Annotated in this window: 22 protein-coding genes, 1 tRNA gene and 1 pseudogene; 14 read left to right on the top strand and 10 right to left on the bottom strand. The window is 35.0% G+C overall.

Going from position 1 to position 23919, the window contains the following annotated elements; translation table 11 throughout:
* Nucleotides 1–13: 13 nt before the first annotated feature.
* On the top strand, nucleotides 14–397 hold the full coding sequence (locus C245_RS0101170) for a hypothetical protein (RefSeq protein ID WP_017494753.1): 384 nt from the start codon (nucleotides 14–16) through the stop codon (nucleotides 395–397).
* Nucleotides 398–444: 47 nt separating this feature from the next.
* Nucleotides 445–930: a hypothetical protein gene (locus C245_RS0101165; protein ID WP_017494752.1), complete on the top strand. Its 486-nt coding sequence runs from the start codon at nucleotides 445–447 to the stop codon at nucleotides 928–930.
* 28 nt (nucleotides 931–958) lie between these two features.
* Here C245_RS0101165 and C245_RS0101160 read toward each other — a convergent pair whose 3' ends face one another.
* Complete coding sequence (locus C245_RS0101160) at nucleotides 959–2062, bottom strand: glycosyltransferase (protein WP_017494751.1); 1104 nt, start codon at nucleotides 2060–2062, stop codon at nucleotides 959–961.
* The gene (locus tag C245_RS0101155; RefSeq protein WP_017494750.1) at nucleotides 2059–3003 is read right to left on the bottom strand and encodes a lysylphosphatidylglycerol synthase domain-containing protein; all 945 of its coding nucleotides are present in this window, start codon (nucleotides 3001–3003) and stop codon (nucleotides 2059–2061) included. Before C245_RS0101155 ends, C245_RS0101160 begins: the two co-directional genes overlap by 4 nt.
* Before the next feature lie 144 nt (nucleotides 3004–3147).
* On the opposite strand from C245_RS0101155, the gene ruvC reads away from it, so the two are divergent.
* The 8 genes from ruvC to C245_RS0101115 all read left to right on the top strand — a co-directional run bounded on the left by ruvC (nucleotide 3148) and on the right by C245_RS0101115 (nucleotide 8281).
* A complete protein-coding gene (gene ruvC, locus C245_RS0101150) occupies nucleotides 3148–3702 on the top strand; it encodes a crossover junction endodeoxyribonuclease RuvC (protein ID WP_017494749.1) in 555 nt (184 codons plus the stop codon).
* 76 nt (nucleotides 3703–3778) lie between these two features.
* Nucleotides 3779–4933 carry a radical SAM family heme chaperone HemW gene (hemW, locus tag C245_RS0101145; protein ID WP_026109794.1) on the top strand — a complete coding sequence of 385 codons (1155 nt, stop codon included), beginning with the start codon at nucleotides 3779–3781 and terminating at the stop codon, nucleotides 4931–4933.
* Nucleotides 4934–5058: 125 nt separating this feature from the next.
* Nucleotides 5059–5436 (top strand): GxxExxY protein, encoded by a 378-nt coding sequence (locus tag C245_RS0101140; protein ID WP_017494747.1) that lies wholly within the window; start codon nucleotides 5059–5061, stop codon nucleotides 5434–5436.
* 89 nt (nucleotides 5437–5525) lie between these two features.
* Nucleotides 5526–6344, top strand: a complete 819-nt coding sequence (locus C245_RS0101135) for a cyclase family protein (RefSeq protein WP_017494746.1) — start codon at nucleotides 5526–5528, stop codon at nucleotides 6342–6344.
* 29 nt (nucleotides 6345–6373) lie between these two features.
* The gene (locus C245_RS0101130) at nucleotides 6374–6775 is read left to right on the top strand and encodes a GNAT family N-acetyltransferase (protein ID WP_017494745.1); all 402 of its coding nucleotides are present in this window, start codon (nucleotides 6374–6376) and stop codon (nucleotides 6773–6775) included.
* On the top strand, nucleotides 6772–7122 hold the full coding sequence (locus C245_RS0101125; protein WP_017494744.1) for a DUF4260 domain-containing protein: 351 nt from the start codon (nucleotides 6772–6774) through the stop codon (nucleotides 7120–7122). Before C245_RS0101130 ends, C245_RS0101125 begins: the two co-directional genes overlap by 4 nt.
* Nucleotides 7123–7130: 8 nt before the next feature.
* Nucleotides 7131–7502: an MmcQ/YjbR family DNA-binding protein gene (locus C245_RS0101120; RefSeq protein WP_017494743.1), complete on the top strand. Its 372-nt coding sequence runs from the start codon at nucleotides 7131–7133 to the stop codon at nucleotides 7500–7502.
* Between the two features lie 71 nt (nucleotides 7503–7573).
* Nucleotides 7574–8281: a PH domain-containing protein gene (locus C245_RS0101115; RefSeq protein ID WP_017494742.1), complete on the top strand. Its 708-nt coding sequence runs from the start codon at nucleotides 7574–7576 to the stop codon at nucleotides 8279–8281.
* Between the two features lie 100 nt (nucleotides 8282–8381).
* Here the strand turns inward: C245_RS0101115 and C245_RS22575 are convergent.
* Nucleotides 8382–9483, bottom strand: a pseudogene (locus C245_RS22575) (DUF4407 domain-containing protein).
* Nucleotides 9484–9752: 269 nt separating this feature from the next.
* On the opposite strand from C245_RS22575, the gene C245_RS0101105 reads away from it, so the two are divergent.
* Nucleotides 9753–12563, top strand: coding sequence for a TonB-dependent receptor (locus C245_RS0101105; RefSeq protein WP_017494741.1), 2811 nt, complete (start codon nucleotides 9753–9755; stop codon nucleotides 12561–12563).
* Nucleotides 12564–12639: 76 nt separating this feature from the next.
* The gene (locus C245_RS0101100) at nucleotides 12640–13698 is read left to right on the top strand and encodes a phytase (RefSeq protein WP_035745995.1); all 1059 of its coding nucleotides are present in this window, start codon (nucleotides 12640–12642) and stop codon (nucleotides 13696–13698) included.
* A 147-nt stretch (nucleotides 13699–13845) separates the two neighbouring features.
* Here the strand turns inward: C245_RS0101100 and pckA are convergent, their stop codons facing one another.
* Together pckA and C245_RS0101090 are read right to left on the bottom strand one after the other, a co-directional pair.
* On the bottom strand, nucleotides 13846–15450 hold the full coding sequence (gene pckA, locus C245_RS0101095) for a phosphoenolpyruvate carboxykinase (ATP) (RefSeq protein WP_017494739.1): 1605 nt from the start codon (nucleotides 15448–15450) through the stop codon (nucleotides 13846–13848).
* A 301-nt stretch (nucleotides 15451–15751) separates the two neighbouring features.
* Complete coding sequence (locus C245_RS0101090; RefSeq protein ID WP_017494738.1) at nucleotides 15752–16138, bottom strand: DUF423 domain-containing protein; 387 nt, start codon at nucleotides 16136–16138, stop codon at nucleotides 15752–15754.
* A gap of 193 nt (nucleotides 16139–16331) precedes the next feature.
* Between C245_RS0101090 and C245_RS0101085 the strand changes: the two genes are divergently transcribed.
* The gene (locus C245_RS0101085) at nucleotides 16332–17696 is read left to right on the top strand and encodes a saccharopine dehydrogenase family protein (RefSeq protein ID WP_017494737.1); all 1365 of its coding nucleotides are present in this window, start codon (nucleotides 16332–16334) and stop codon (nucleotides 17694–17696) included.
* A gap of 179 nt (nucleotides 17697–17875) precedes the next feature.
* Here C245_RS0101085 and C245_RS0101080 read toward each other — a convergent pair whose 3' ends face one another.
* The 4 genes from C245_RS0101080 to C245_RS0101065 form a co-directional block, all read right to left on the bottom strand.
* Nucleotides 17876–19099 carry a M56 family metallopeptidase gene (locus C245_RS0101080; RefSeq protein ID WP_017494736.1) on the bottom strand — a complete coding sequence of 408 codons (1224 nt, stop codon included), beginning with the start codon at nucleotides 19097–19099 and terminating at the stop codon, nucleotides 17876–17878.
* On the bottom strand, nucleotides 19096–19467 hold the full coding sequence (locus C245_RS0101075; RefSeq protein ID WP_017494735.1) for a BlaI/MecI/CopY family transcriptional regulator: 372 nt from the start codon (nucleotides 19465–19467) through the stop codon (nucleotides 19096–19098). Before C245_RS0101075 ends, C245_RS0101080 begins: the two co-directional genes overlap by 4 nt.
* A 168-nt stretch (nucleotides 19468–19635) precedes the next feature.
* Entirely contained in the window at nucleotides 19636–20058 is a 423-nt protein-coding gene (locus C245_RS0101070; protein ID WP_035745963.1) for a hypothetical protein, read from the bottom strand.
* A gap of 462 nt (nucleotides 20059–20520) precedes the next feature.
* Nucleotides 20521–21909 carry a dipeptidase gene (locus C245_RS0101065; protein WP_017494733.1) on the bottom strand — a complete coding sequence of 463 codons (1389 nt, stop codon included), beginning with the start codon at nucleotides 21907–21909 and terminating at the stop codon, nucleotides 20521–20523.
* Nucleotides 21910–22029: 120 nt separating this feature from the next.
* On the opposite strand from C245_RS0101065, the gene C245_RS0101060 reads away from it, so the two are divergent.
* Nucleotides 22030–22114, top strand: a tRNA-Leu gene (locus C245_RS0101060).
* 150 nt (nucleotides 22115–22264) lie between these two features.
* On the opposite strand, the gene C245_RS0101055 is transcribed toward C245_RS0101060, so the two are convergent.
* Nucleotides 22265–23821, bottom strand: coding sequence for a hypothetical protein (locus C245_RS0101055; protein WP_017494732.1), 1557 nt, complete (start codon nucleotides 23819–23821; stop codon nucleotides 22265–22267).
* Nucleotides 23822–23919 lie beyond the last annotated feature (98 nt).

Raw genomic sequence — 23919 nt, 5'->3', positions numbered from 1 at the left:
AAGGAACAAATTAATGCGTCAATTTTTGCAATTTATCTCCTGTAGTTTTCTGATCCTTGTCATCAATAGCAATTTACATGCCCAAACTAAAAAACTCTCAATAGACGACAGACTTCTGCAAGACAGCATTTATAAAAGTAATAAGAAAAAAGTGCTCAACTTTTCGATGAAAGATTTTAATACTTTATTCTTCGAATATTTTAATCGAAAAAATGATCCAAATATTGTATTAAGTAAAACGGAGTACTACAATTACACCGTTCGAATTGCTGCTTTTTCTGACCGACTAGCTTCTTTATATCCTGAAGAAAAAGAAGTTGCGGCAAAAAACAAAGAAAAATGGCTGTCGGAAAATTATGAAGATTATTTGCAATTCAAAGCTTCTCAAAAAAAATAATTGTATTTTTATATTCTAATTTATTTATTCAATCCAACATCAAAGTCTTGAAGAAGTTTTTCCTTTTATTCGTAATTCTATTTTTCCATTCTTGTCAATATTTTGAGAAGAAGGTTCCGTCTGAAAAAGAATTACTTCAAAAAGAACTAAAATCGATTAACTGGAAAGAAGTTGATGAATTTCCATCTGTTGCCAATTGCGAAAAAATTACCGATAAAAAGCAACGTCAACAATGCTTTTTTGAGGTAATGGCACAACTTATTCAGGAAAAACTGGATATTGACACCCTTTCCATACTCTATCCCGAACTTGACACCATCGAAGTGAAAGTGACCGTTTTTCCAAACTCAACAATGAAATTCGAACCTCAATTTCCTAAAGATTCTGTTGCCTACGACACTATTAAAATCGATAGTATTCTACATGCCCGCCTGGTCGATTTCCCTAAAGTAAATCCGGCACTTAAACGTGGAATTCCGGTAAAAACGCAATTTATCTTACCTGTTATTCTCAAGGCAAAAGAAAAAAAATAGTTGTTTTCTCGTTTATATAGGAGAGATTCTATTTCGTAAACTTTCTTCCCTTCCATTCATAAGAGCCAAACAAGCTGTATAAAGCCACAGCCGAACTAAAAAAAGGATACAACAAACTACTTAAGAACAAGCTTTTTATTTTGTCTTTCACTAAAAAACGGTTCGTAGCATAGAGTAAAATACAATCGATTGTGAATTTTGAAAAAGCCAACAAAACAAAAAAGTAATAAGGTAAAATCGAAAAAACAACACTACAAAACCCTACTACAAAACTCAAATTTCCTAAAAAAACAATAAGACCTAATAACTTTCCAAAACTGCTTTGATACGAACTTGTTTTGGCTGCCCAACGAACCCTTTGATAAAATAAGGTCTTCCAGTCCTTCGTTGGTTTTGTGCTTACAATTGCAGCTGCCGCTTTTAAATAGTGAACTTCATCAGGAAATAAACCAACCGCTTTTTGCAGTAAAAACACATCATCTCCACTGGCAATTTTGCTATTCCCTTCAAATCCATTTAAATCTTCAAACAGGGATTTAGTGTACGCAAAATTGGCTCCGTTGCACATAAAAGCGCTTTGAAGGCCAAAACTTCCAATAGTAGCACCTTGCAGACTCGTTAAATCCAATTGCTGAAAATGATGCAAAAAAGAGTTCTCACATTCGTACGTTACAGCTCCTGCCAGCATCGAAACCTTATTTTGCTGAATGTAATTATCGAATGTCAACAACCAATTCTCAGGCACCAGGCAATCGGCATCTGTAGTAACAACCCAACCCGTTTTCACCAACTGCATGGCAGTCGAAATAGCATCTTTTTTGGGAGAATTCGAAATCCGGACATTGTCAATTTGTGAAACTTGAAACTTGAAACTTGAAACTTGAAATTTCTCCTTAGAATTATCATCTACCAAAATAACTTCAAACAAATCATTAGGGTAATTCAGTTTTGAAAAACTTTCTAAAAGGTTAGGTAAGTTCTCTTCTTCATCCCGAAACGGAACTATAATTGTAAAGCTTGTTTGAGGTTTCAAATCTGTATTTTGGTACTTTTTTACTTTAAAAAAACCATAAACAAGCAAACCAATGGTAATCAAATAAATACCTAATATGACAGACAAAACCCAAATCATTCTGCTGTTTTGGTCTTAAAATTTAGTACATAATAAGCTCCTATAACAACCGGTAAAACCACATTAAGAAACCACATCAACGTGCTGATAAAAACTACAATCCACTCGTTTACCCCTAAAATTCCAAAGAAATAAATCGCAACACTTCCTTTTACCGCAAAATCCAGAAACTGAAAAGTAGGCAGTGACGAAGCCAAAAAGTAAACTACAGCAATAGTAGCAATTAATGTAAAATAAGGCAAATCAACATCAAAAGCCAAGAACAAAAAGTAATACTGATGTGAAAAGACCAAATATCGTAAAATTCCTAAAACAATATTCTTACGGTGAACTGATTTTGGGATTTCATTAATCTTATGTATCAATTTCTCGATTGAATATCCCTTAATTTTTATTTTCTTTAGGGAAAACAGAACAACGAAAAGCAATACAAAGCCTCCAAACAAAACGGCAACCGTTTGCGTTGTAATAATCTCATATTTGGCATTGAAATACAATAACCCAAAAATCCCGAAAATCACCGTTAAGATCATCTGGATTCCGTTGCAGATCAGGTTTAAGAAAATTACTTTCTTTGCCTCTGATTTCGGATAATACAAGGCTTTTCCGGCGTACTCTCCTACTCCATTTGGCGTAAAAATTCCGGCTGTTAAAGCTGCCAATACCTGTTTTGTGGCTTCTCCTAAAGAAATCTCATGAATTACTTTAGCTAGATTTTGCCATTTCAGGATCTCGAAATAACGGTTCAAAACACTCAAAAGCAATATAAACCCAATTCCTAATACGGACTGATTTTTACGAAACAGTACGATGAATTTTTGCCAGTCCAATTGATCATTATGCGCCAACTGATCATAAATAAAGTAAAATGCACCTCCTACAATCAAAAGTTTGATTAGAAGAACAAGGAATTGCTTAGCTTTGTGAGGAATTGAAATCATGCTGCAAAGTAAAGCAAACTATTACGAAAAAGCTATTTCACAAAGATTCTCTGAGCATTCACAAAGACACACGAAGAGAATCAAAAAAACTTTGTGAATCTCTGTGTTAACTTAGTACAACTTTGTGTAACCAAAACAAAAAAATTGACAAAAGAACGCATCATATTAGGTATTGACCCCGGAACGACAATTATGGGTTTCGGATTAATTAAAGTCACCAATAAAAAAATGGAATTTCTGCAGCTTAACGAACTGCAATTATCCAAATACGACAATCATTACCAAAAATTAAAAATCATATTTGAGCGTACCATCGAACTAATAGAAACACACCATCCGGACGAAATTGCGATTGAAGCTCCTTTCTTTGGCAAAAACGTTCAATCGATGCTGAAATTAGGGCGTGCACAGGGTGTTGCAATGGCAGCGGGACTCTCGAGAGGAATTCCGATCACAGAGTACGAACCGAAAAAGATCAAAATGGCGATTACCGGAAACGGAAATGCCAGTAAAGAACAGGTCGCAAAAATGCTCCAGCAGCTTCTTGGACTAAAAGAATTACCCAAAAACCTCGACTCAACAGATGGTCTTGCGGCTGCCGTTTGTCATCATTTTAATTCCGGTAAAGTTATTGCCGGTAAAAGTTATTCGGGTTGGGATGCTTTTGTGAAACAAAATGAAGAACGAATTAAAAAATAGTTTTCAGTCGCAGTCACAGTTTACAACTAAAAAATACTGAGACTGAAAACCGGGACTGAAAACTGAGACTAAAATCATGAGCGGCATCTACATCCATATTCCTTTTTGCAAGCAGGCTTGTCACTATTGCGACTTTCATTTTTCGACTTCAATGAAAAAGAAAGACGAGATGGTTTTGGCTTTAGCCAAAGAAATTATCCTGCGAAAAAATGAATTGAACCTTACTGACTCCGCTCGAAGCGACAATCAAATAGAAACCATTTATTTTGGTGGCGGGACCCCGTCCGTTTTGAGTAATGATGAGATCAACTTTTTAATCGAGAACGTTTACAAGAATTACAATGTTGCAGAAAATCCGGAGATCACACTCGAAGCCAATCCCGACGATTTATCTCCCGAGCGTATTCTGGAATTATCTAAAAGCCCTATAAACCGTTTAAGCATTGGAATTCAGTCTTTTTATGAAGACGATTTAAAGATGATGAACCGCGCTCATAATTCGGTGGAAGCCAAAAAATGTTTAGAAGAAGCAACAAAATATTTCGATAATATTTCACTGGATCTGATTTACGGAATTCCCGGTCTTACTGACGAAATGTGGAAACAAAATATTGAAACCGCTTTAAGCTTCGGGATTCCTCATATTTCGAGTTATGCTTTGACGGTGGAGCCCAAAACGGCTTTAAAAAAACTGATTGACACCGGTAAAATTGCAGAACCACAAGACGAAGCAGCTTCCAATCATTTTATGATTCTGGTTGACACACTTGAAAAAAATGGTTTTATTCACTACGAATTATCCAATTTTGGAAAGGAAGGTTACTTTTCCAAAAACAATTCCGCTTATTGGCTTGGCAAAAAATACATTGGAATTGGACCTTCGGCTCATAGTTTTGACGGCCACAAAAGAGGCTGGAATGTGGCGAATAACGCTTTGTATCTAAAAGCAATTCAGCATGATGAGCTTCCTATTGAAACAGAAATCCTGACTGTTTCAGATCGTTATAATGAATATATTATGACGGGGCTACGAACCATTTGGGGCGTTTCTCTGGAAAGAATTGAAAACGAATTCGGATCGGAATATTTGAATTATTTACTAAAACAATCTCAAAAATTCTTAACCGATGATTTGCTTTCAATTGAAAACAATATTCTTAGGCCAACTTTAAAAGGAAAATTTTTAACGGATGGAATTGCAAGTGATTTGTTTTATTTAAATTTGGAATAAGAAGTTTAACCGCTAGGTTCGCTAAGGTTTACGCAAAGAGCGCAATTCAAACAATGTAGGAATAAAATTACTTTTTTTTTAATTTTTATACTACATTTGAGCTTTAATATTCTAAATTAAAACTCATGTCAGAAAATGAATTATCGCGAATTGTATTTAACAGTGCATTAAAAGTTCATCAGGCTTTGGGACCAGGACTTTTAGAAAGTGCTTATGAAGAATGTCTTTTTTATGAATTAAAAAAGACTGGTTTAGAAATTGAAAAACAAAAACCTTTACCTTTAATTTACGAAAAAGTAAAGTTAGATATTGGTTATCGACTAGATATAATAATTGAAAATAAAGTAATTTTGGAAATAAAATCCGTCGATGCTTTAAATGAAATTCATTTCGCTCAACTATTGACCTATTTAAAATTAACAAATTGTAAATTAGGTTTATTAATAAACTTTAATGTAGTTTTAATAAAAAATGGGATACGCAGAGTTGTAAACAAGCTCTAGTATTTCCTGAACGAAAATTAAAAACGCAATAATTTTAAGCAAAAAACCTTGCGATCTTTTGCGTAAACCTTAGCGAACCTTGCGGTAAAATGAAAGCAAAAATAAACAACTTCGAAATCGACTTATCAAAACCCATTGATATTTCAATTCCGTTAACCAATACAGACGAAAACCCGATTGCCTGGTACATCGAAAAACCAGTCATTGAACCGGTCGTTTTTGGTGACTGGATTGGGAAGGTATCTGAAGGGAAATCATCTACTAATTTCAATAATATTTTCTTCAACCCTCACGGCCATGGAACGCATACAGAGTGTTTGGGGCATATTACGAATGACTTTTTCAGTATCAATCAGTGCTTAAAGCAATTTTTCTTTACTGCCCAACTGATTACAGTTGAACCCGAAAAAATGGGTGATGATTTAGTAATTACAAAAGAACACATTTCGACTTCGCTCAATGGGACAAATGGTTCTACTTCGCTCAATGGGATACATGATTTGGCTTCGCCCACCAAAACAATTGAGGCTTTAATTATTAGAACGCTTCCAAATCAAAAGGATAAAAAATCAACGAAATATTCCAATACCAATCCGCCCTATTTATCAGAAGAGGCCGCAATTTTCATCCGTGAAAGCGAAATTCAGCATTTATTAATTGACTTACCAAGTGTTGACAGAGAACATGATGAGGGCAAATTACTGGCACACAAAGCGTTTTGGAATGTAAAAGACACCCACAATCTAAATTCCGACGCACGATTAAACGCAACCATTACCGAAATGATTTTTGTTTCGGATGAAATCGAAGATGGAGCCTATATACTAAATCTCCAGATTGCTTCGTTTGAAAATGATGCAAGTCCAAGCAAACCAATATTATTTCAGATTTCAAATCTTACAAGGTAAAATCTTAAATATAAAATCGAACCTCTAAAATGATAACAGTTTCAACAGATAAGAGCAAACTTGATGTTCCGTTTATTCAAAATTTCCTGAAAGACATTTACTGGGCCGCCGGAAGAACTATCGAAGAGGTGCAAACAACAATAGATGCTTCGGTTTGTTTTGGCATTTACCTTAATGACAAACAAATCGGTTTTGCAAGAGTCATTACAGATTATGTTGTTTTTGGCTATGTAATGGATGTTTTTATTACCGAAGAACAACGTGGCAAAGGATATTCTTCTGTTTTGATAGAACACATGATGAACGATCCACAGCTCAAAAACATTCAGATTTGGAGATTAGCCACCACTGACGCTCACTTTTTATACGAGAAATTTGGTTTTAGTGCTTTACAACATCCCGAAAAAATGATGGAAAAGAAAATATCATGAAAACAATACTCAAACTTGAAGAACTGGGAATGTTTATTCTCGGAATCTATTTATTTAGCCTTTTAAGCTATCAGTGGTGGTGGTTTTTAGTCTTCATTCTGACTCCTGATTTTTCTATGATTGGTTATGCATTTAATTCCAAAATTGGTGCCTTATCCTACAACCTGTTCCACCATAAAGGAATTGCAATAATAATTTATATCTTAGGTTATTATTTAAAAATAGAATACATCCAACTTATCGGAATCATTCTGTTCTCTCATGCTGCAATGGATCGTTTTTTCGGTTATGGTTTGAAATATCAAAAAGGTTTTAAGTATACACATTTAGGTGAAATTGGTAAATAAAAAATAATATGAATCTGGAAACGTACTACGAATATTGTCTTTCAAAAAAAGGAGTTAGCGAGCACTTCCCTTTTGACGAGGACACTTTGGTTTTTAAAGTTGGCGGAAAAATGTTCGCATTATCCTCCTTATCACAATGGGAAAAAAACGAACCCTCGGTTAACTTAAAATGTGATCCCGAACGTGCTCAGGAACTAAGAGCCGAATATGAAGAGATCAAACCCGGATTTCATATGAGCAAAGTGCACTGGAATACTATCGCTCTCAACGGAAGTTTACCAACCGCTTTCCTTAAAGAATTGATCGATCATTCGTATGAATTGGTTTTCAAAAGTTTGACAAAGAAAATTCAGAATGAAATTATCGAATTAGAAAATTAGGCATTACATTTGCAGCATAAGACCAAAAAACTAGCAACTCAGTTACCATGTAACTTAGCAACTTATCAATCATGAAAGAACAATTTAAAAAATTTCTGAACGAAGAACAAGACCCTAAAGCGATTGAAAAAATCACTTCGAAGCTCAATGATTTATTGATGAAAAACGAAGAAATCGGGTACATTGCGGTTCAAAAAAAACCTGCAATAACTGTTTTTCCGGATAGCATAATCTTAACCAACAAACGTATTATTATCTGCAAACCTAAAAACTTAGGTTTATCAATGGATTTTACAGATTATACCTGGGATGATATTGCGAGCACTTTTGTAAAAGAAAATATTTTAGGTTCTGAATTTTCATTTGGCACCAAAACTGATCTGACCATCTCGATCGATTATATTCCGAAAACTCAGGCCAGAAAAATTTATACTTATGCGAAAGAGCAATTGGATTTGTTAAAAAATCCTGCTGCTTCTGAGACTCCAATAACTGAAGCAACACCAATCGTTGAAGATGATTTTGAAGACGACGTAGAAGAAGTTGAAACAGAAGAAGTGACCAGTTTCGCCGAGATTTTGCCAGCTGCCGCTACTCCTTATGAAACTTTTGAACCTATTCAACCCGCTCCAACTTCTACAGGAGAACGTAAATTAAGCGACTTATCCAAAGAAGAACTTTTTGATAAACTGCAGAATTATAAAAAACTACTTGACAATGGTTTAATCATGCAAGGAGAATATGACACTTATAAGAAAGAAATTTTAAGCTATATGTAATTTAGTCTTAATGCTTTTGTCTGTATAAAACAAAAAAGCCAGAATAGAAATTCTATTCCGGCTTTTTTACTTTATGACTTTAGACCTTTGACTTTACGACTTACAAAGTAGCTTTCTGCTTCTCCACAAAACTATTCGATTGCAGTTCCAGTAACTCTTTTGCATTTTTACGCTGTAAATCAAAAAGACCTCTGTCTCCCGCAATATCAGCATACACCTTATCATGCATTTGGGCACTGGTTTTCACTAATAGTTCACGCTGGTATTTATTTTGTTCCAAAGTTGCTTTCATAGCTGTTTCAGCTTCTTCCTGTTTGAAATCAAACTCCCCTTTTGGAGCTAATAATTTTGCTATAATTGGAGAAGTTTCAATTGCCAAAAACAACAGCATGATAAAAAATGAAGGAAGCCAAGGCAACTTATTCAAGGCATTAATGCGCGCCATTAACCCGTCAAAACCTTCAATGATCGGTTGTGTCTGTGTGACTTTTTTATCTAAGTCAGCCTGTAATTGTTTTCCTGTTTTTTCTTTCTCGGCAATTTTTGCTTCGTTAGTAGTCTTTAAAGCTGCAAGCTCTTTTAAAGCCGCATCATGTTTATCACGTTTTTCCTTATAAACCGGTCCTTTCCCCAGTTTCTTCGTTCCCGAAGTCCCTTCAGCTTCTGTGATATAAGTAGAGTACAAAGCATTTACTTCTTTTTCTTTTGTCAGAATATCATTTTTCAAAGAGGCAATCTCAGCCTTGTTTTTATCTAAATCTGATTTGAAATAATTGCCTACCTGTTTTTTGTTTGCCAATTCCATCTCATTTTTTTTCTTTCAATAAAACGGTATTGATTTCTTTTTCAAAAATTTTAATTTCCAGAGGTTTCGAAATTACAATTGCAATAATAATAGCCAATATAATTCTGGGAGTCGCCTGAATAAATTCATCCATAAAACGATCTCTTTTTTTAATCGTCGAAACAATAAATCGGTCCAGATTAAAGATGAGCAAGCCCCAGACAAATCCAAAGGCTAAAGCCGGATAAAGAGAGTCAAAAACGGTAAAAAGCGCGTAAGCACTGGCCAGAAAAGCCATAACGGCAGTAAAAAAAACGGTGGCGCCAATACCAACATATTTGGTTTGTTCGCCATTTGAACAGCCTTCGAGCAGATCCCGATCGGCTCCGGAGCAAAGGATAAAAAATTGTTTTAACATGATTGATGATTTTTGATTGATGATTATTTCGTCCGTTCGCCCTTTGGGCTCAATTGACAGGGCAAATTTAGCGCCAAAAAATTAAATTCTAAGTTAAATAGTTCATTTCTTTTAAGTTGGGTTCTTAAAAAACATTTCTCATTTAAATGTTATTTCAACATTAATCTATTTTTAATGTAAACGAAGAATCATAACACTATGTTAATTTTTTTCAAGTCCTTTAATAACATTCAGGTTCTAGTTTCGCAGCAAATCAAACTAAAACACAAATGAAAAAAATTTATTTAGTAATTACACTTCTGTTTTTTGCCTTGTCAGGTTATGCTCAAAAGGCTATAATCTCCGGAAAAGTGCTGGATACAGATGACAAACTTCCTTTACCGGGAGCAATGATTCAAATTGTAGGTGAGAACAAATACACTGTTACAGATTACAATGGTCATTTTGAATTGCTTAGCATAAATGCAGGAACCTACCAGTTACAAGTAAAATATATTGGATACACGGCTCTCACAAAAGAAATTACAGTGGAACAGGGTAAAAACAACGTAATTGATTTTGCACTTAAAACTTCGGGAACTGAATTGAACGAAGTTGTGGTGGGAGACATCTTAAAAGGTCAGGCAAAAGCCCTGAACCAACAAAAAAACAACAAAAACATTGGAAACGTAATCTCTTCTGACCAAATGGGGCGTTTTCCGGATGCCAACGTTGGGGATGCCTTAAAACGTGTTCCGGGAATCACGATGCAGAACGATCAGGGTGAAGCCCGTAACATTATTATCCGTGGACTTGCTCCTTCATTGAACTCTGTTACCTTAAATGGAGATCGTATTCCATCAGCAGAAGGAGACAACAGAAATGTGCAAATGGATTTGATTCCATCTGATATGATTTCAACAATTGAAGTCAACAAAACCTTAACTTCCGATATGGATGCAGATGCTATTGGAGGTTCTGTAAACCTGATCACAAGAGCTACACCAAATGGAGAGAGAATTTCTGCAACACTGGCGGGAGGTTATCTGCCAATTCGCGAACACGCCTCTTATACAGCCGGACTGGTTTATGGAAATCGTTTTCTCGACAATAAACTGGGAGCCGTTTTCAGCGGATCTTATAACAATGTGAATTACGGATCTGATAATATTGAGAACGAATGGGTAAAAGATAAATTCGGAAATGAATACTTGCAGGCATCCGAGATTAGAAAATACGATGTACAGCGTATTCGTCGCAGCGGATCTGTGGCATTAGATTACAAATTTGATGAAAATAACACCATTTTTGCCAATGCCATTTACAACTGGAGAGACGATAGAGAAAATCGTTTCAGAACTACTTACGATGATATTCAGCCCATTTATAATGGTGGACAAATTACAGCTTTTAAAGGCCGTGTAAAACGTCAAACCAAAGGCGGATCTGACAATAATCGTAATAAAAACAGCCGTTTAGAAGACCAACGTGTTCAGAATTATTCGATTCGTGGAGAACATTTAATCCACTCTAAACTGGATTTAGACTGGTCGGCTAACTATGCAAAAGCCAGAGAATACCGTCCGGAAGAACGTTATATCGAATACCGTCAAAAAGGTTTGGACTTAACTCAGAATCTATCTGATATCGAATTTCCGTTAATCGCAACCACCGGAGAATCTCTGGACAAATTCAAGTTCCAAACGGCTACCGAAAATACAAACGAAACCAGCGAAAGTGAATTTGGAGCAAAAATTAATATCCGTTTCCCTTTTACTATTATACCATCTCAAAAAGGTAGATTAAGAACCGGACTCCGACTTCGATTGAAAGAAAAAGAAAGAAACAACAATTTCTTCGCCTACACACCAATCAATACTGATATGGCTTTGCTGTCGCAGATTCCAAACAGTTTCTATGACGGTCAAAACTTTAATCCGGGAAGTAAATATGTTCCGGGTAGTTTTGCTTCGGCTAACTTTTTAGGAAGTTTAGATTTAAACAACGCTGCGTTATTCAACAAAAAAGCAGATCCATCAGAATTCTTAGCAGTAAATTTTAATGCTAAAGAAAACATTTATGCCGCTTATGTAAGATGGGATCAGGATTTTAACGATAAACTGTCTATGGTTTTAGGTTTTCGAGTAGAAAACACTCATATTGATTATACCGGAAACCGTGTTCTGGATGAAGAAAAATTAGAAAGTCAAATTAACACGACCAATTCTTACACTAATTTATTGCCAAGTATTTCATTCCAATACAACGCGACCAAAGATTTAGTTTTAAGAGCTGCCGCTACAACCGCTTTGGCCAGACCGGACTATTATGCTCTGGCCCCATATGTAAACAATATTGCTGCCGAAAAAGAAATTACAGCCGGAAATCCGGATCTTGACGCCACCTACTCGTACAATTATGATTTCATGGCCGAAAACTATTTCAAGTCTGTCGGATTAATTTCTGGAGGTGTTTTCTATAAAAAACTGGAAAATTTCATTTACAATTATAGCGACAACCAGTACACTGCTGCAAAATTTGCTGCTGATTTCCCAAACCAGGCAAATCCAATTCCGGCAGGTGAAAACTGGTCGTTTTTACAATCCAGAAACGGAGACACTGTTGATGTTTATGGCTTTGAAATCGCTTTTCAGCGTCAGTTGGATTTCCTTCCGGGGAAATTCCTTAAAGGATTTGGTATTTATCTGAACTATACCTATACCAAATCTAAAGCAAAAGGAATCGCGGATGAAGAAGGTAATGAAAGAAACAATATCAGTCTTCCAGGAACCACACCGCATATGTTTAACGGTTCTTTATCGTGGGAAAACAAACGTTTCTCTGCCAGAGTTTCAACCAATTTCACTTCAGATTATTTAGATGAATTGGGTTCAGAATCTTATAAAGACAGTTATTACGACAAACAGTTTTTCTTAGACGCAAACGCTTCATTCAAAATTACATCAAAGCTTCGTCTTTTTGCTGAAGCTAACAACTTGACCAATCAGCCTTTGCGTTACTATCAGGGAGTTAAAACACATACCAAACAAGCAGAGTACTATCAGGCCCGATACAATTTCGGCTTGAAACTTGACTTATAATAATTTACACCTAAAATCCTTACATTAGACAGAGCCTAACGGTTTCTGTCTAATGGTATTAAAAATCGAATCCATAATGAAAAATAAAACGATACTCGCCTTTATACTTTTAAGCACTTTATTCGTCGCTTGTAAAGAAGACAAACTGGCACCCGTAGCTGCAAATGCTGTAAAACCAACCGTTGTTACCGAAGCCTTGCCTCACGATACAGATGATCCTGCGATCTGGATTCACCCAACAGATTCTTCGAAAAGCATTATTATTGGAACGGATAAAGATACAGATGGTGCTTTGTACGCTTTTGATTTAAAAGGAAAAATCATTGCAAAATCTGAAGTGCTAAAACGCCCGAACAATGTTGATATCGCTTACGGCTTAATCGTAGATGGAAAAAAAGTTGATGTTGCTGTTACTACAGAACGTGAATCAAACAAAATAAGAATTTTTACTTTACCTGATTTAAAAGCAATTGACAACGGTGGAATCGCTGTTTTCGAGGGTGAAGAATTACGCGATCCAATGGGAATCGCTTTGTATACCCGAAAAACCGACGGAAAAATCTTTGCTATTGTAGGCAGAAAATCAGGACCATCAGGAAGTTACTTGTGGCAATACGAACTTTCAGGAAATGGAAAATTTGCTACAGCAAAAGTCGTTCGGAAGTTTGGTGCCTACAGCGGGAAGAAAGAAATCGAGGCTATTGCAGTAGATAATGAACTAGGTACTATTTTGTATTGCGATGAACAATTCGGAATCAGAAAATACAAAGCCGATCCTGCCTTAAACGACAACAAAGAACTCGCCATTTTTGGAAAAACTGGTTTTAAAGGAGACAATGAAGGAATCGCAATTTACAAGAAAACAGATTCTACCGGATACATTCTGGTCTCCAACCAGCAAGCAAACACTTTTATGGTGTACCCGAGAGAAGGAGCAAATGGCAATCCGAATAGCTACCCGCTTTTGGCAGAAATTCCAACATCGACTATTGAATGTGATGGTGCCGATGTTACCAGCATCAATCTAGGCGGAAGCTTTAAAAATGGCCTTTTCGTAGCGATGAGCAACGGAATGACTTTTCATTACTATACCTGGGATTTGATCCAGAAACGTATTGATGAAGGCAGGAAATAGTTTTTTTGTTTCAAGTTTCATGTTTCATGTTTTTGCTAAACCATAAAAACCGGAATTTTATAAGTCTTGTCACATTTCACAAACTTAAAAAAACAAAAAAGCTGTTCATAACGAACAGCTTTTTTTAGTTTGAATTAGTAATCTTCCTTATTCTATGATCGGTGCGCCAGCCAAAATTTCGGCATTGGCAAATTCTTCAAATTTCGCGAAATTAGCTTTGAATTTCTGAGCCAATTCAACTGCTTTTTTATCGTACAACTCAGGATCTTCCCAAGTATTTCTAGGATCTAAAATTTCATTTGGAACATTTGGACAAGTTTCAGGCTGTGCAATTCCAAATACTTTATGATTTTTAAAGTTTACGTTATCCAATTCTCCGTTTAAGGCAGCGGTAATCATGGCACGAGTGTATTTCAACTTCATACGGCTTCCTGTTCCGTAAGGACCACCTGTCCAACCTGTATTGATCAACCAAACGGTTACGTTAGCTTCTTCCATTTTTTTAGTTAGCATTTCTGCGTAACGTGTTGGGTGTAACGGCATGAATGGTGCTCCAAAACAAGCTGAGAAATTAGGCTGAGGCTCTGTAACCCCCGCTTCTGTTCCGGCAACTTTAGCTGTATATCCTGAGATAAAATAGTAAGCAGCCTGTCCAGGAGTCAGTTTTGAGATTGGAGGCAAAATTCCGAAAGAATCTGCCGTTAAGAAAAATATATTCTTAGGATTATGTCCAATAGAACCTGGCTGAATATTGTCGATATGAGTAATTGGGTAACTTACACGTGTATTTTGAGTAATGGAAACATCATCATAATCCACCTCGTTTGTTCCCGGTTTGAAAACCACATTTTCTAAAAGCGCTCCTTTTTTGATCGCTCTAAAAATGTCCGGTTCGTTTTCTTCTGTAAGGTTAATTACTTTTGCATAACATCCACCTTCAAAGTTGAAAACTGTATTTTCTGCAGTCCAGCCGTGTTCATCGTCTCCGATTAACTTACGTTGCGGATCTGCTGATAAAGTAGTTTTTCCTGTTCCTGATAATCCGAAGAAAATTGCAGTATCTCCTTTTTCACCAACATTCGCACTACAGTGCATTGGTAAAGTATTTTTGAAAACCGGTAAGATGAAGTTTAATGCAGAGAAAATCCCTTTTTTCATTTCTCCTGTATACCCTGTTCCTCCAATAAGTGCGATCTTTTTAGTAAAATCTAAAATAGCAAAATTAGACTGACGCGTTCCGTCTACAGCAGGATCTGCCATAAAACCCGGAGCACAAACTACAGTCCATTCCGGAGTAAAATTAGTCAATTCTGACTCTTCCGGTCTTAAAAACATATTGTAACAAAACAAATTAGACCATGCTGTTTCAGTAACAACACGAACATTTAATCTGTAATTAGCATCAGAACAAACATAAGAATCGCGAACAAAAACTTCTTTATTTGATAAATACTGTGTTACCTTATTGTATAATCTTTCAAAAGCATCCGGTTCAAAAGAAATGTTAACATTTCCCCACCAAACCTGATCTCCGGTAATACTATCTTTTACAATATAACGATCCTGAGGAGAACGTCCTGTAAATTCGCCTGTATTAATTGCCAATGCTCCCGTGGAGTTCTCAACACCTTGACCTGATTGCAAAGTGATCGCATGTAATTCATCTGCAGATAGTTGATATCGAACCTTTGCATTTTCAATTCCTAATTCTTTCAGCGAAATCGATTGCGTGAAAACTGTGTGACTGTCCATAAATTTTTAGTTGTGTGTGATGTTTAAGAGAATGCAAAATTATATAATTTATTATTAAACCTTTAAAAAAATTTAAATTTCACTTTTATTTATGCTAATTAGTTAAAATTTAAACTCCTAAAATGAATAAAACAAAAAATAAATGCCTCTAATTCATTTTTCTATAACCCTCTAAATGAATTTGTTATATTATTTATGCATTAAAGCAAAAAACAATAGAAACTCACATAAACGAGATTATATGTTATTTATGAGACAAAATTAAAGATTAATTTTTAGATAGAATTTTTTATTCGGTATTTTATGATTTTCTCCTCAAAATCGTAACAAATAAGAGCGCCCAGGCAATAATTAATAAAAAACCACCTATTGGAGTTGCGAATACGATAATTTTAAAATCAAAAACCGTGAGGCTTTTAGTGGCTAACATATAGATAGATCCGCTAAAAAGCAATACCCCGGCAACAACCAAATTATAGATTGTTTTCACCATTTTCTCGGCGATATCTTTTCGGGTCGAAAGAAAAAGTAAAAATAAGGCATGATACATTTGGTAACGAACACCAACTTCAAAAGTGTTTAATTCTTCTATAGACAAGTATTTCTTCAGTAAATGTGCACCAAAAGCGCCTAAAATGATCGCTAACATTCCCATAAAAGCACCTGCCAAAACAATTCTTCTTTTCATATTTTCTATAACTTTCGATTCTCATACAAAAATACTTCAATAGTCCTTAAAAAGCATTTTAGTTTTGAAAAATATTTATCATTAAAAAGAATTTCCATTTTTTTGGCATTAAAAAAAAGTATCCAATATTTTTCTGAAATTAAAATTGTTATATATTTAACATTTTAATATATTTGTGTTATAAATATAAAATATGAGAAGCATTTTAATCATTGGAGCCGGCAGATCTGCATCGTCCTTAATTCGTTATTTATTGGCAAAATCAGAAAGCGAAAACCTACACCTCGTTGTAGCAGATCTTTCTTTGGCCTTAGCCGAAAAGAAAACACAGAAACACCCTAATGCCACTCCAATTGCTTTAAATATTTTTGATACTGAAGAAAGAAAAGCGGCCATCGAAAAAGCTTCTATAGTAATCTCGATGCTGCCAGCTCATTTACATATAGAAATCGCAAAAGATTGTCTTGAATTTAAAAAACACCTGGTGACCGCTTCTTATATCAGTGATGCCATGCAGGCACTTGACGAGGAGGCAAAGAAAAACAATCTGGTTTTCATGAACGAAATCGGGCTTGATCCCGGAATTGATCACATGAGTGCCATGAAAGTTATTGATGAAATCAGATCCAAAGGTGGAAAAATGCTGCTTTTTGAATCGTTTTGCGGTGGCTTAGTTGCTCCCGAATCTGACAATAATTTATGGAATTATAAATTTACCTGGGCTCCACGAAATGTAGTTCTGGCCGGACAGGGTGGTGCCGCAAAATTCATTCAGGAAGGCACTTATAAATACATCCCCTACAGCGCTTTATTTCGTCGCACCGAATTTCTGGAAGTAGAAGGCTACGGAAAATTTGAAGCTTATTCCAATCGCGATTCTCTTAAATATAAATCGGTTTACGGCCTAGACAATGTCCTGACTCTGTACCGCGGAACCATTAGAAGAGTTGGTTTTTCGAAAGCATGGAATATGTTTGTACAATTGGGCATGACAGACGACAGTTATATCATGGAAGATTCTGAAAACATGAGTTACCGTCAATTCGTGAATTCCTTTTTACCGTATCACCCAACCGATTCGGCAGAAATCAAAACCCGTCTGATTTTAAAAATTGATCAGGACGATATTATGTGGGACAAACTTTTAGAGCTGGATCTTTTTAATCCAAACAAAAAAGTAAACCTGCCTAATGCCACTCCGGCACAGATATTAGAGAAAATATTATCCGACAGCTGGTCTTTAGAACCAGATGATAAAGATATGATTGTTATGTACCATAAATTTGGTTATGAGCTCAATGGAGAAAAAAAACAAATTGACTCCAAAATGGTTTGTATTGGAGACGACCAAACTTATACCGCCATGGCAAAAACTGTGGGGTTACCGGTTGCAATGGCAACGCTGTTAATTTTAAATGGAAAAATCACAACTCCGGGCGTACAACTTCCGATAAAAAAAGAAGTATACCTGCCAATTTTAAACGAGTTAGAAGAATACGGGGTTATTTTTAACGAACAAAAAATGCCCTATTTTGGATATAATCCGGATTTGTTCTAAGATCTGGATTGTTTGTTTTTTAGTAATTTTTTTTTTAGTTTTTTATTTTATCCGCTTCTGGAATCCAGAAGCGGATTTTTTTTCTTAACAGGTTCAAAGAAACAAAGAGACAAAGAAACAAAGCTATTCATCTTCAAAAGAAACCTTTGCACCTCAGAACCTCAAAACCTTTAAAAAACCTATTTCTCGGACTGTATCGTGATTGGCAGACGATATTGCACCCTAACTGCTTTACCTTGTTGAGTTGCTGCCGTCCATTTAGGTGAAAGCTTCAAGACCCTAGTGACCTCATTCCCTATTCCGTAGCCAACATCTTTAATTGTTTTAATATCCGAAAGACTACCATCTTTTTCAATAGTGAATTCCATATACGTTTTTCCTTCAATTTTATTTTTCCCAACTGCCGCCGGCATTTTGAAATTCTTCCCTATAAACTTATAAAATGCTGTCATGCCCCCTGGATATTCAGGTAATTTCTCGACATCTTCCAGAACATAAAGGTCTTTCTCTTTGATATCACCTTTGATTGGCGGTTTTTGAGCCATTGTTTTAGTACTAAAAACAAACAATAACAAGGCATAAATTGCACCTACAGTAAATACTTTAAATACAATTTTAATCGGAGATTCTTTTTTGGTCATCATAAGTAAACGTTTTTTAGTTATTAAATAGTTGATGTTGCTCGCCAAAGCAACCGTATTTTTATTAGAAGCAAAATCAAGCAATAAATATTGATAGCTTTTAACCTCACCAAATCGAACATTTACAGCTTCATCAGCCAGAAATTCATGATTCAGTTTAATCGCTTTTTTATACAGAAAAAGCAATGGATTAAACCAAAAAACAATCTGCAGCAGCTCAATAAAAAGAACATCCAAAGTATGCCTTTGCCTTAAATGTGCATTCTCGTGAGCTATTAATTCTGATGGAATCTTACCATTTTCAAATTCTGTTTTATTGACAAAAATTGATTTCCAAAAAGAGTATGGCAAGCCCGGTTCCTGAACCAGTACTATCTTTTGCCCATTTACAAACTGTACCTCATTGCTCTGTGTTTTCTTAAAAAATGAAATAAGATTCCATATAAAGCGAGCCATCAACATACAAAATACAGCACCATAAAGCACTACAATCAAAACCAACAGAAAGTCATTGGCTGAAATTGTGTTAAGCCGTTCAGTACTTCTCTCGAGCACAATTTCATTCAATTGAACCAACCCAATTCTATCTGCAACAAAAGATCCAATCGAGATAATTTGCAGCGGAATTACAAAGCTAAAAACCAAACTCACCAGCAAATAAGCACGATTAAAACGAAACATTTTTTCGTTTTCCAATACCATTTTATACACTGCATAAAAAATCAAAAGCAGCATTCCCGATTTTAAAAGATAGCTTATCATTTTTTCTTTTTTTGAATCTGTGAATCAATTATTTTTCTGAGTTCTTCTAATTCCGATGTTGACAAATCGGTTTCCGTTGTAAAAAAAGAAGCAAATTGAGAAGCCGAATTATTAAAAAAATTACTAATTAACCCGTTGACATGTTTAGAGAAATAAGCTGTTTTTTTCACTAACGGGTAGTATTCTCTTGAATTTCCGAATTCATTATAGGCTACGAATTTTTTGTCGATCATTCGTTTCAAAAGCGTCGCAACAGTTGTTGTTGCCGGTTTTGGCTCCGGATACGCTTCAAGCAAATCTTTCATAAAAGCCTTTTCAAGCTTCCAGAGATGCTCCATTAATTGTTCTTCTGAGTTTGATAATTGCATTTTTTTCTTTTTAAGGTTCTGAGTTGCTAAGATTCTAAGTTGCTGAGTTTTTTTTTGCCACAGATTGAAATGATTTCAATGATTCCCCTGTATGCCACACTAATTCTATATTCTATAATCTTTATTCTATTCTCTTTGTTCTTTGTTCTTTGTTCTTTGTTCTTCTGCCTACTCCACCATCCGTTCCGAAACTAATTCTCCGTTATCGTATTTTTTAACTTCGACTAATTTCCCTTTATCCGAATAAAACTTCCAATCCCCGAAATAAAACCAGTGTGTTTCTACCGAATTGGTTTCAATTTTTGTTTTTCCCTTCGATTGTACTTTTCCGTTTTCGTAATAATATTTTACAAGGCAGATTCCGTTTTTGTATTTTTCTGTTTTATAGATTTTCCCGTCTATATACGACTTCCATTTTTTTACCGGTTCGCCGTGTTTGTAATATTCAAACGACTTATAAACTGTACTGTCTTGCTTGTAATTGTCAATCCAGGTACCTTCTCTTTTCTTATCCACAATCTGATTGATCGGTTTGCTTTTGCATCCAAAAAGCATTACTCCACAAAATAACAAGAATACCAGTTGCTTCATTTGACTATTTTAATTCTACAATTATAGATGTTGCTCTACAAATGTAGAGTTATTTTTTTAATATGCAAGGTTTTTTTTTGAAAGGTGCTGAGATTCTAAGATACTAAGGTTCTGAGGGTTTCTTTTTGGAGGTTCAAAGTGGCAAAGGTGCAGAGGCTCAAAGGTGCAGAACCTGAATTGCCTCCAGCTTTAGCTGGAGATTAGAGAAATACAGGCATTTATTGGCTTTAGCCTAATTTTACACAACGATTTTAAAATACAAATCCGGAATTTATTTGGCTAAAGCCAATTATCTCATCCCACTAAACCTAAACTACAGCTGAAGCTGTAGGCTATTTATTACATCTATAATTTATGACGATCTGGGCTTTAAAACAAAAAAAAAATCCGCTCATTTCTGAACGGATTTATATAAAAACTTTGTGCCTCTGAACCTTTGTCCCTTTGCACCTTTTTAGACAACTATTTAGAAAGCTCTACAAAATATTTGTAAAACAACGGAATAGTCTCAATTCCTTTTAAGTAATTGAAGATTCCGAAATGCTCGTTTGGCGAGTGAATGGCATCACTGTCTAGTCCGAAGCCCATTAAAATGGTTTTACTTTTTAGTTCTTTTTCAAACAAAGCCACAATCGGAATACTACCTCCTGAACGAACCGGAATTGCAGGCACCCCAAAAGTCTCTGTATAAGCTTTGTTGGCTGCCTGATATCCAATACTATCAATTGGCGTTACATAACCCTGACCTCCGTGGTGCGGCGTTACTTTTACCGTAACTCCGGCCGGAGCGATGTTTGTAAAATGCTTGGTGAAAAGTTCTGTGATTTCTTCCCAGTCCTGACCCGGAACCAAACGCATCGAGATTTTAGCAAAAGCCTTACTCGCGATAACCGTTTTAGCACCTTCACCGGTATATCCGCCCCAGATTCCGTTTACATCTAAAGTTGGACGAATAGAATTGCGCTCGTTCGTTACATATCCTTTTTCACCGTAAACATCGTTTAGATTTAAGGCTTTCTTATATTTTTCTAAGCTAAAAGGCGCTTTTGCCATTTCGGCTCTTTCTTCAAGAGATAATTCCTGTACTTTATCGTAGAAACCAGGAATCGTAATATGATTGTCTTCGTCGTGAAGCGCAGCAATCATTTTAGCCAAAATATTAATTGGATTCGCTACAGCTCCACCATATAAACCGGAATGTAAATCGCGATTTGGTCCTGTAACTTCAACCTCAACATAACTCAAACCTCTTAAACCTGTCGTGATCGATGGCTGTTGGTTCGAAATCATTCCCGTATCTGAAATTAAGATCACATCGTTTTTCAGTTTTTCCTGATTGCGTTCTACAAACCACGCTAAACTTGCTGAACCTACTTCTTCTTCCCCTTCGATCATGAATTTTACATTACAAGGCAATACATTGTTCTGAACCATGTATTCCAACGCTTTTACGTGCATGTACATCTGACCTTTGTCGTCACAGGCACCACGAGCGAAGATCGCACCCTCAGGATGAATCTCTGTCGTTTTGATTACAGGCTCAAAAGGTGGTGAAGTCCATAATTCTAATGGATCTGGTGGCTGAACATCATAATGTCCGTAAACCAAAACCGTTGGTAAATTTGGGTCGATTATTTTCTCTCCATAAATAATTGGGTACCCCGGAGTGTCGCAAGTTTCGACAAAATCGCAGCCTGCTTTTGATAAACTTTCTTTTACTGCTTCGGCAGTATCAATAACATCTTGGGAGTATGCAGTGTCGGCACTTACCGACGGAATCTTTAATAATTCGATCAATTCATTGATAAACCGATCTTTATGTTGTTGAACGTAGGACTTAATATTTTCCATTTAAATTATTTTTATAGAAATCCAAAAGTACAAAAAAGAGAATTAATATTTTTTTCGAAATTTTTCATTTTTTTTCTTTGAATATTCGAAAGTATGTCTATCTTTGCACCCACAATAGCCGCGGATATGGTGAAATTGGTAGACATGCCAGACTTAGGATCTGGTGCCGCAAGGCGTGTAGGTTCGAGTCCTATTATCCGCACCAAAAAAATGCAACTTTCTTATTATTAGATAGTTGCATTTTTTATTTTTAATACCTGCCCGCTATTTGCCCGACAATTTAAAAAGAATGATATTTTTTTAGGCTTTAAAAGATCATATAACTTTCTTTTGATTATCAACTACAATATTTTATTCAGTCCTCAATTAAAGAATTTACATAATATAATGCCTTTTTTAAATCGTAAGATTGAAACTTAGTTTTTTGAAAAAAAGTTGTACATCTTACATCAAAAGGTTTCCTATTACCTAATTTTTTCACTACATAATATATTCCGTGTTTTTCGCTTTCATAAGCATTTTCAAATTCCTTGTTCAAATAATCCCAAAATTCTTGTGATTTAATAACTCTTTCAATTCTTTTAATATTTGAGTTCAATTTGTAAAATAATGGTATATCAATATCTTCCAGTAAAATGTATTTACATATTTTCTTATAGTCAAATTCTTTCAAACCATTAGTAAACTCTTTAACAATAAGTATTTTTTTATTCAGCTTAACCCTATTACTTGAAACCAATTGAGAAACCTGATGCAAATCAAGCAATAATAGATCAGATAATTGGTTTATCTCATTAATAGCTAATCTACCATGAGCAACTGTATTTCTTATAATTCTAAATTTAAAAGAGTAATATTCATAATGAAGCTCCCAACTAAGTATTTTTTTCAATCTGTTTAACTTTTCTTGAAAACCAAAAGACAACAAATCATTATTAGATTCTCCGCAAACGATACACAAATCGTGAAAAACTCCTTCGATAATTGTTGGTACAGCGTTAGCAAACATAATTTTCTTTCCACTTTCGTATATATTTAATGCCTCTTTTACTATTTCTTTTCTTTCAAACAAAATATGATTTTTATCTACCAAATCCATAATGCGACTTACTATTTCTCCGTCTTTTATAAAATCACTTAAATCTTTATTAAAATCGGTTTGATCAGTATTTTTATATTTTTTATAGAGCTTATTAAAAATAGGCAATGGTAAATCGCCAAATTTATTCGCCAAATCATTTGGACGTTGAGGCTTGTAAGCCTTATGATTTTCATTGAAATTATATGGACTTCTAAGAAAAAAATATTGCCTTAAGAAAGTGTCCATTGAATTTTCTAAAGCAAAGTTTTTTATATCATATTTTAAAAAATATAAAATTTCTTCTTTCGCTTTTTCATTTAATTCTTTGTAGTGAAAAAGAATTGGAAGCTTTTCTTGAACATCGTGAGCAATATTCTCCTTTACGACCTTTTCTCTATTAAGATGAATATCACTTAAAGTTTCATCAATAGTTCTTAAGTCATTTGAAGCTTTCATAAATAAATCAAGAAGTTCTGTTCTAGGTTCTTTAATTATTTCAAGGTATTTTTTACAAATATATTTATAAAAGAGAGATTCTGTTTGAATAGCTTTTTCTAATTCTTCGTCCACATTTCCAAATAATTCATTTAGCTCCTTCTTGAGAATGCTCTTTTTTGACTCCTCGTAATTTATATTGATTAAATACTCTTTTACTAATTCTTGAAAACTAACCTGAAATGTATTAATATCAAGAAATTCATTAAGAAAATGTTTTGCAAGTTGTTCAAAACTAAAATTAAAAATACTCGCATTTTCTACGAACTTATTGAAAACTGCACTTATATCACCCATCAATACATTTTCTAAACTCATTTTGACCTTCTTATCCATACTTTTTTACATTTAAATAACTTAGTTAAAAACTCTTATCAAGTTTAAGAAAATTTATATTAAAAAACTTTATAATTAAATTAAATTAGCATCGCACT

This window comes from Flavobacterium sp. WG21, from assembly GCF_000335775.1.
GTDB lineage: Bacteria > Bacteroidota > Bacteroidia > Flavobacteriales > Flavobacteriaceae > Flavobacterium > Flavobacterium tructae.
Note: the sequence above shows the minus strand (reverse complement) of the source record. Positions and strands in the feature narration are given on the sequence as shown.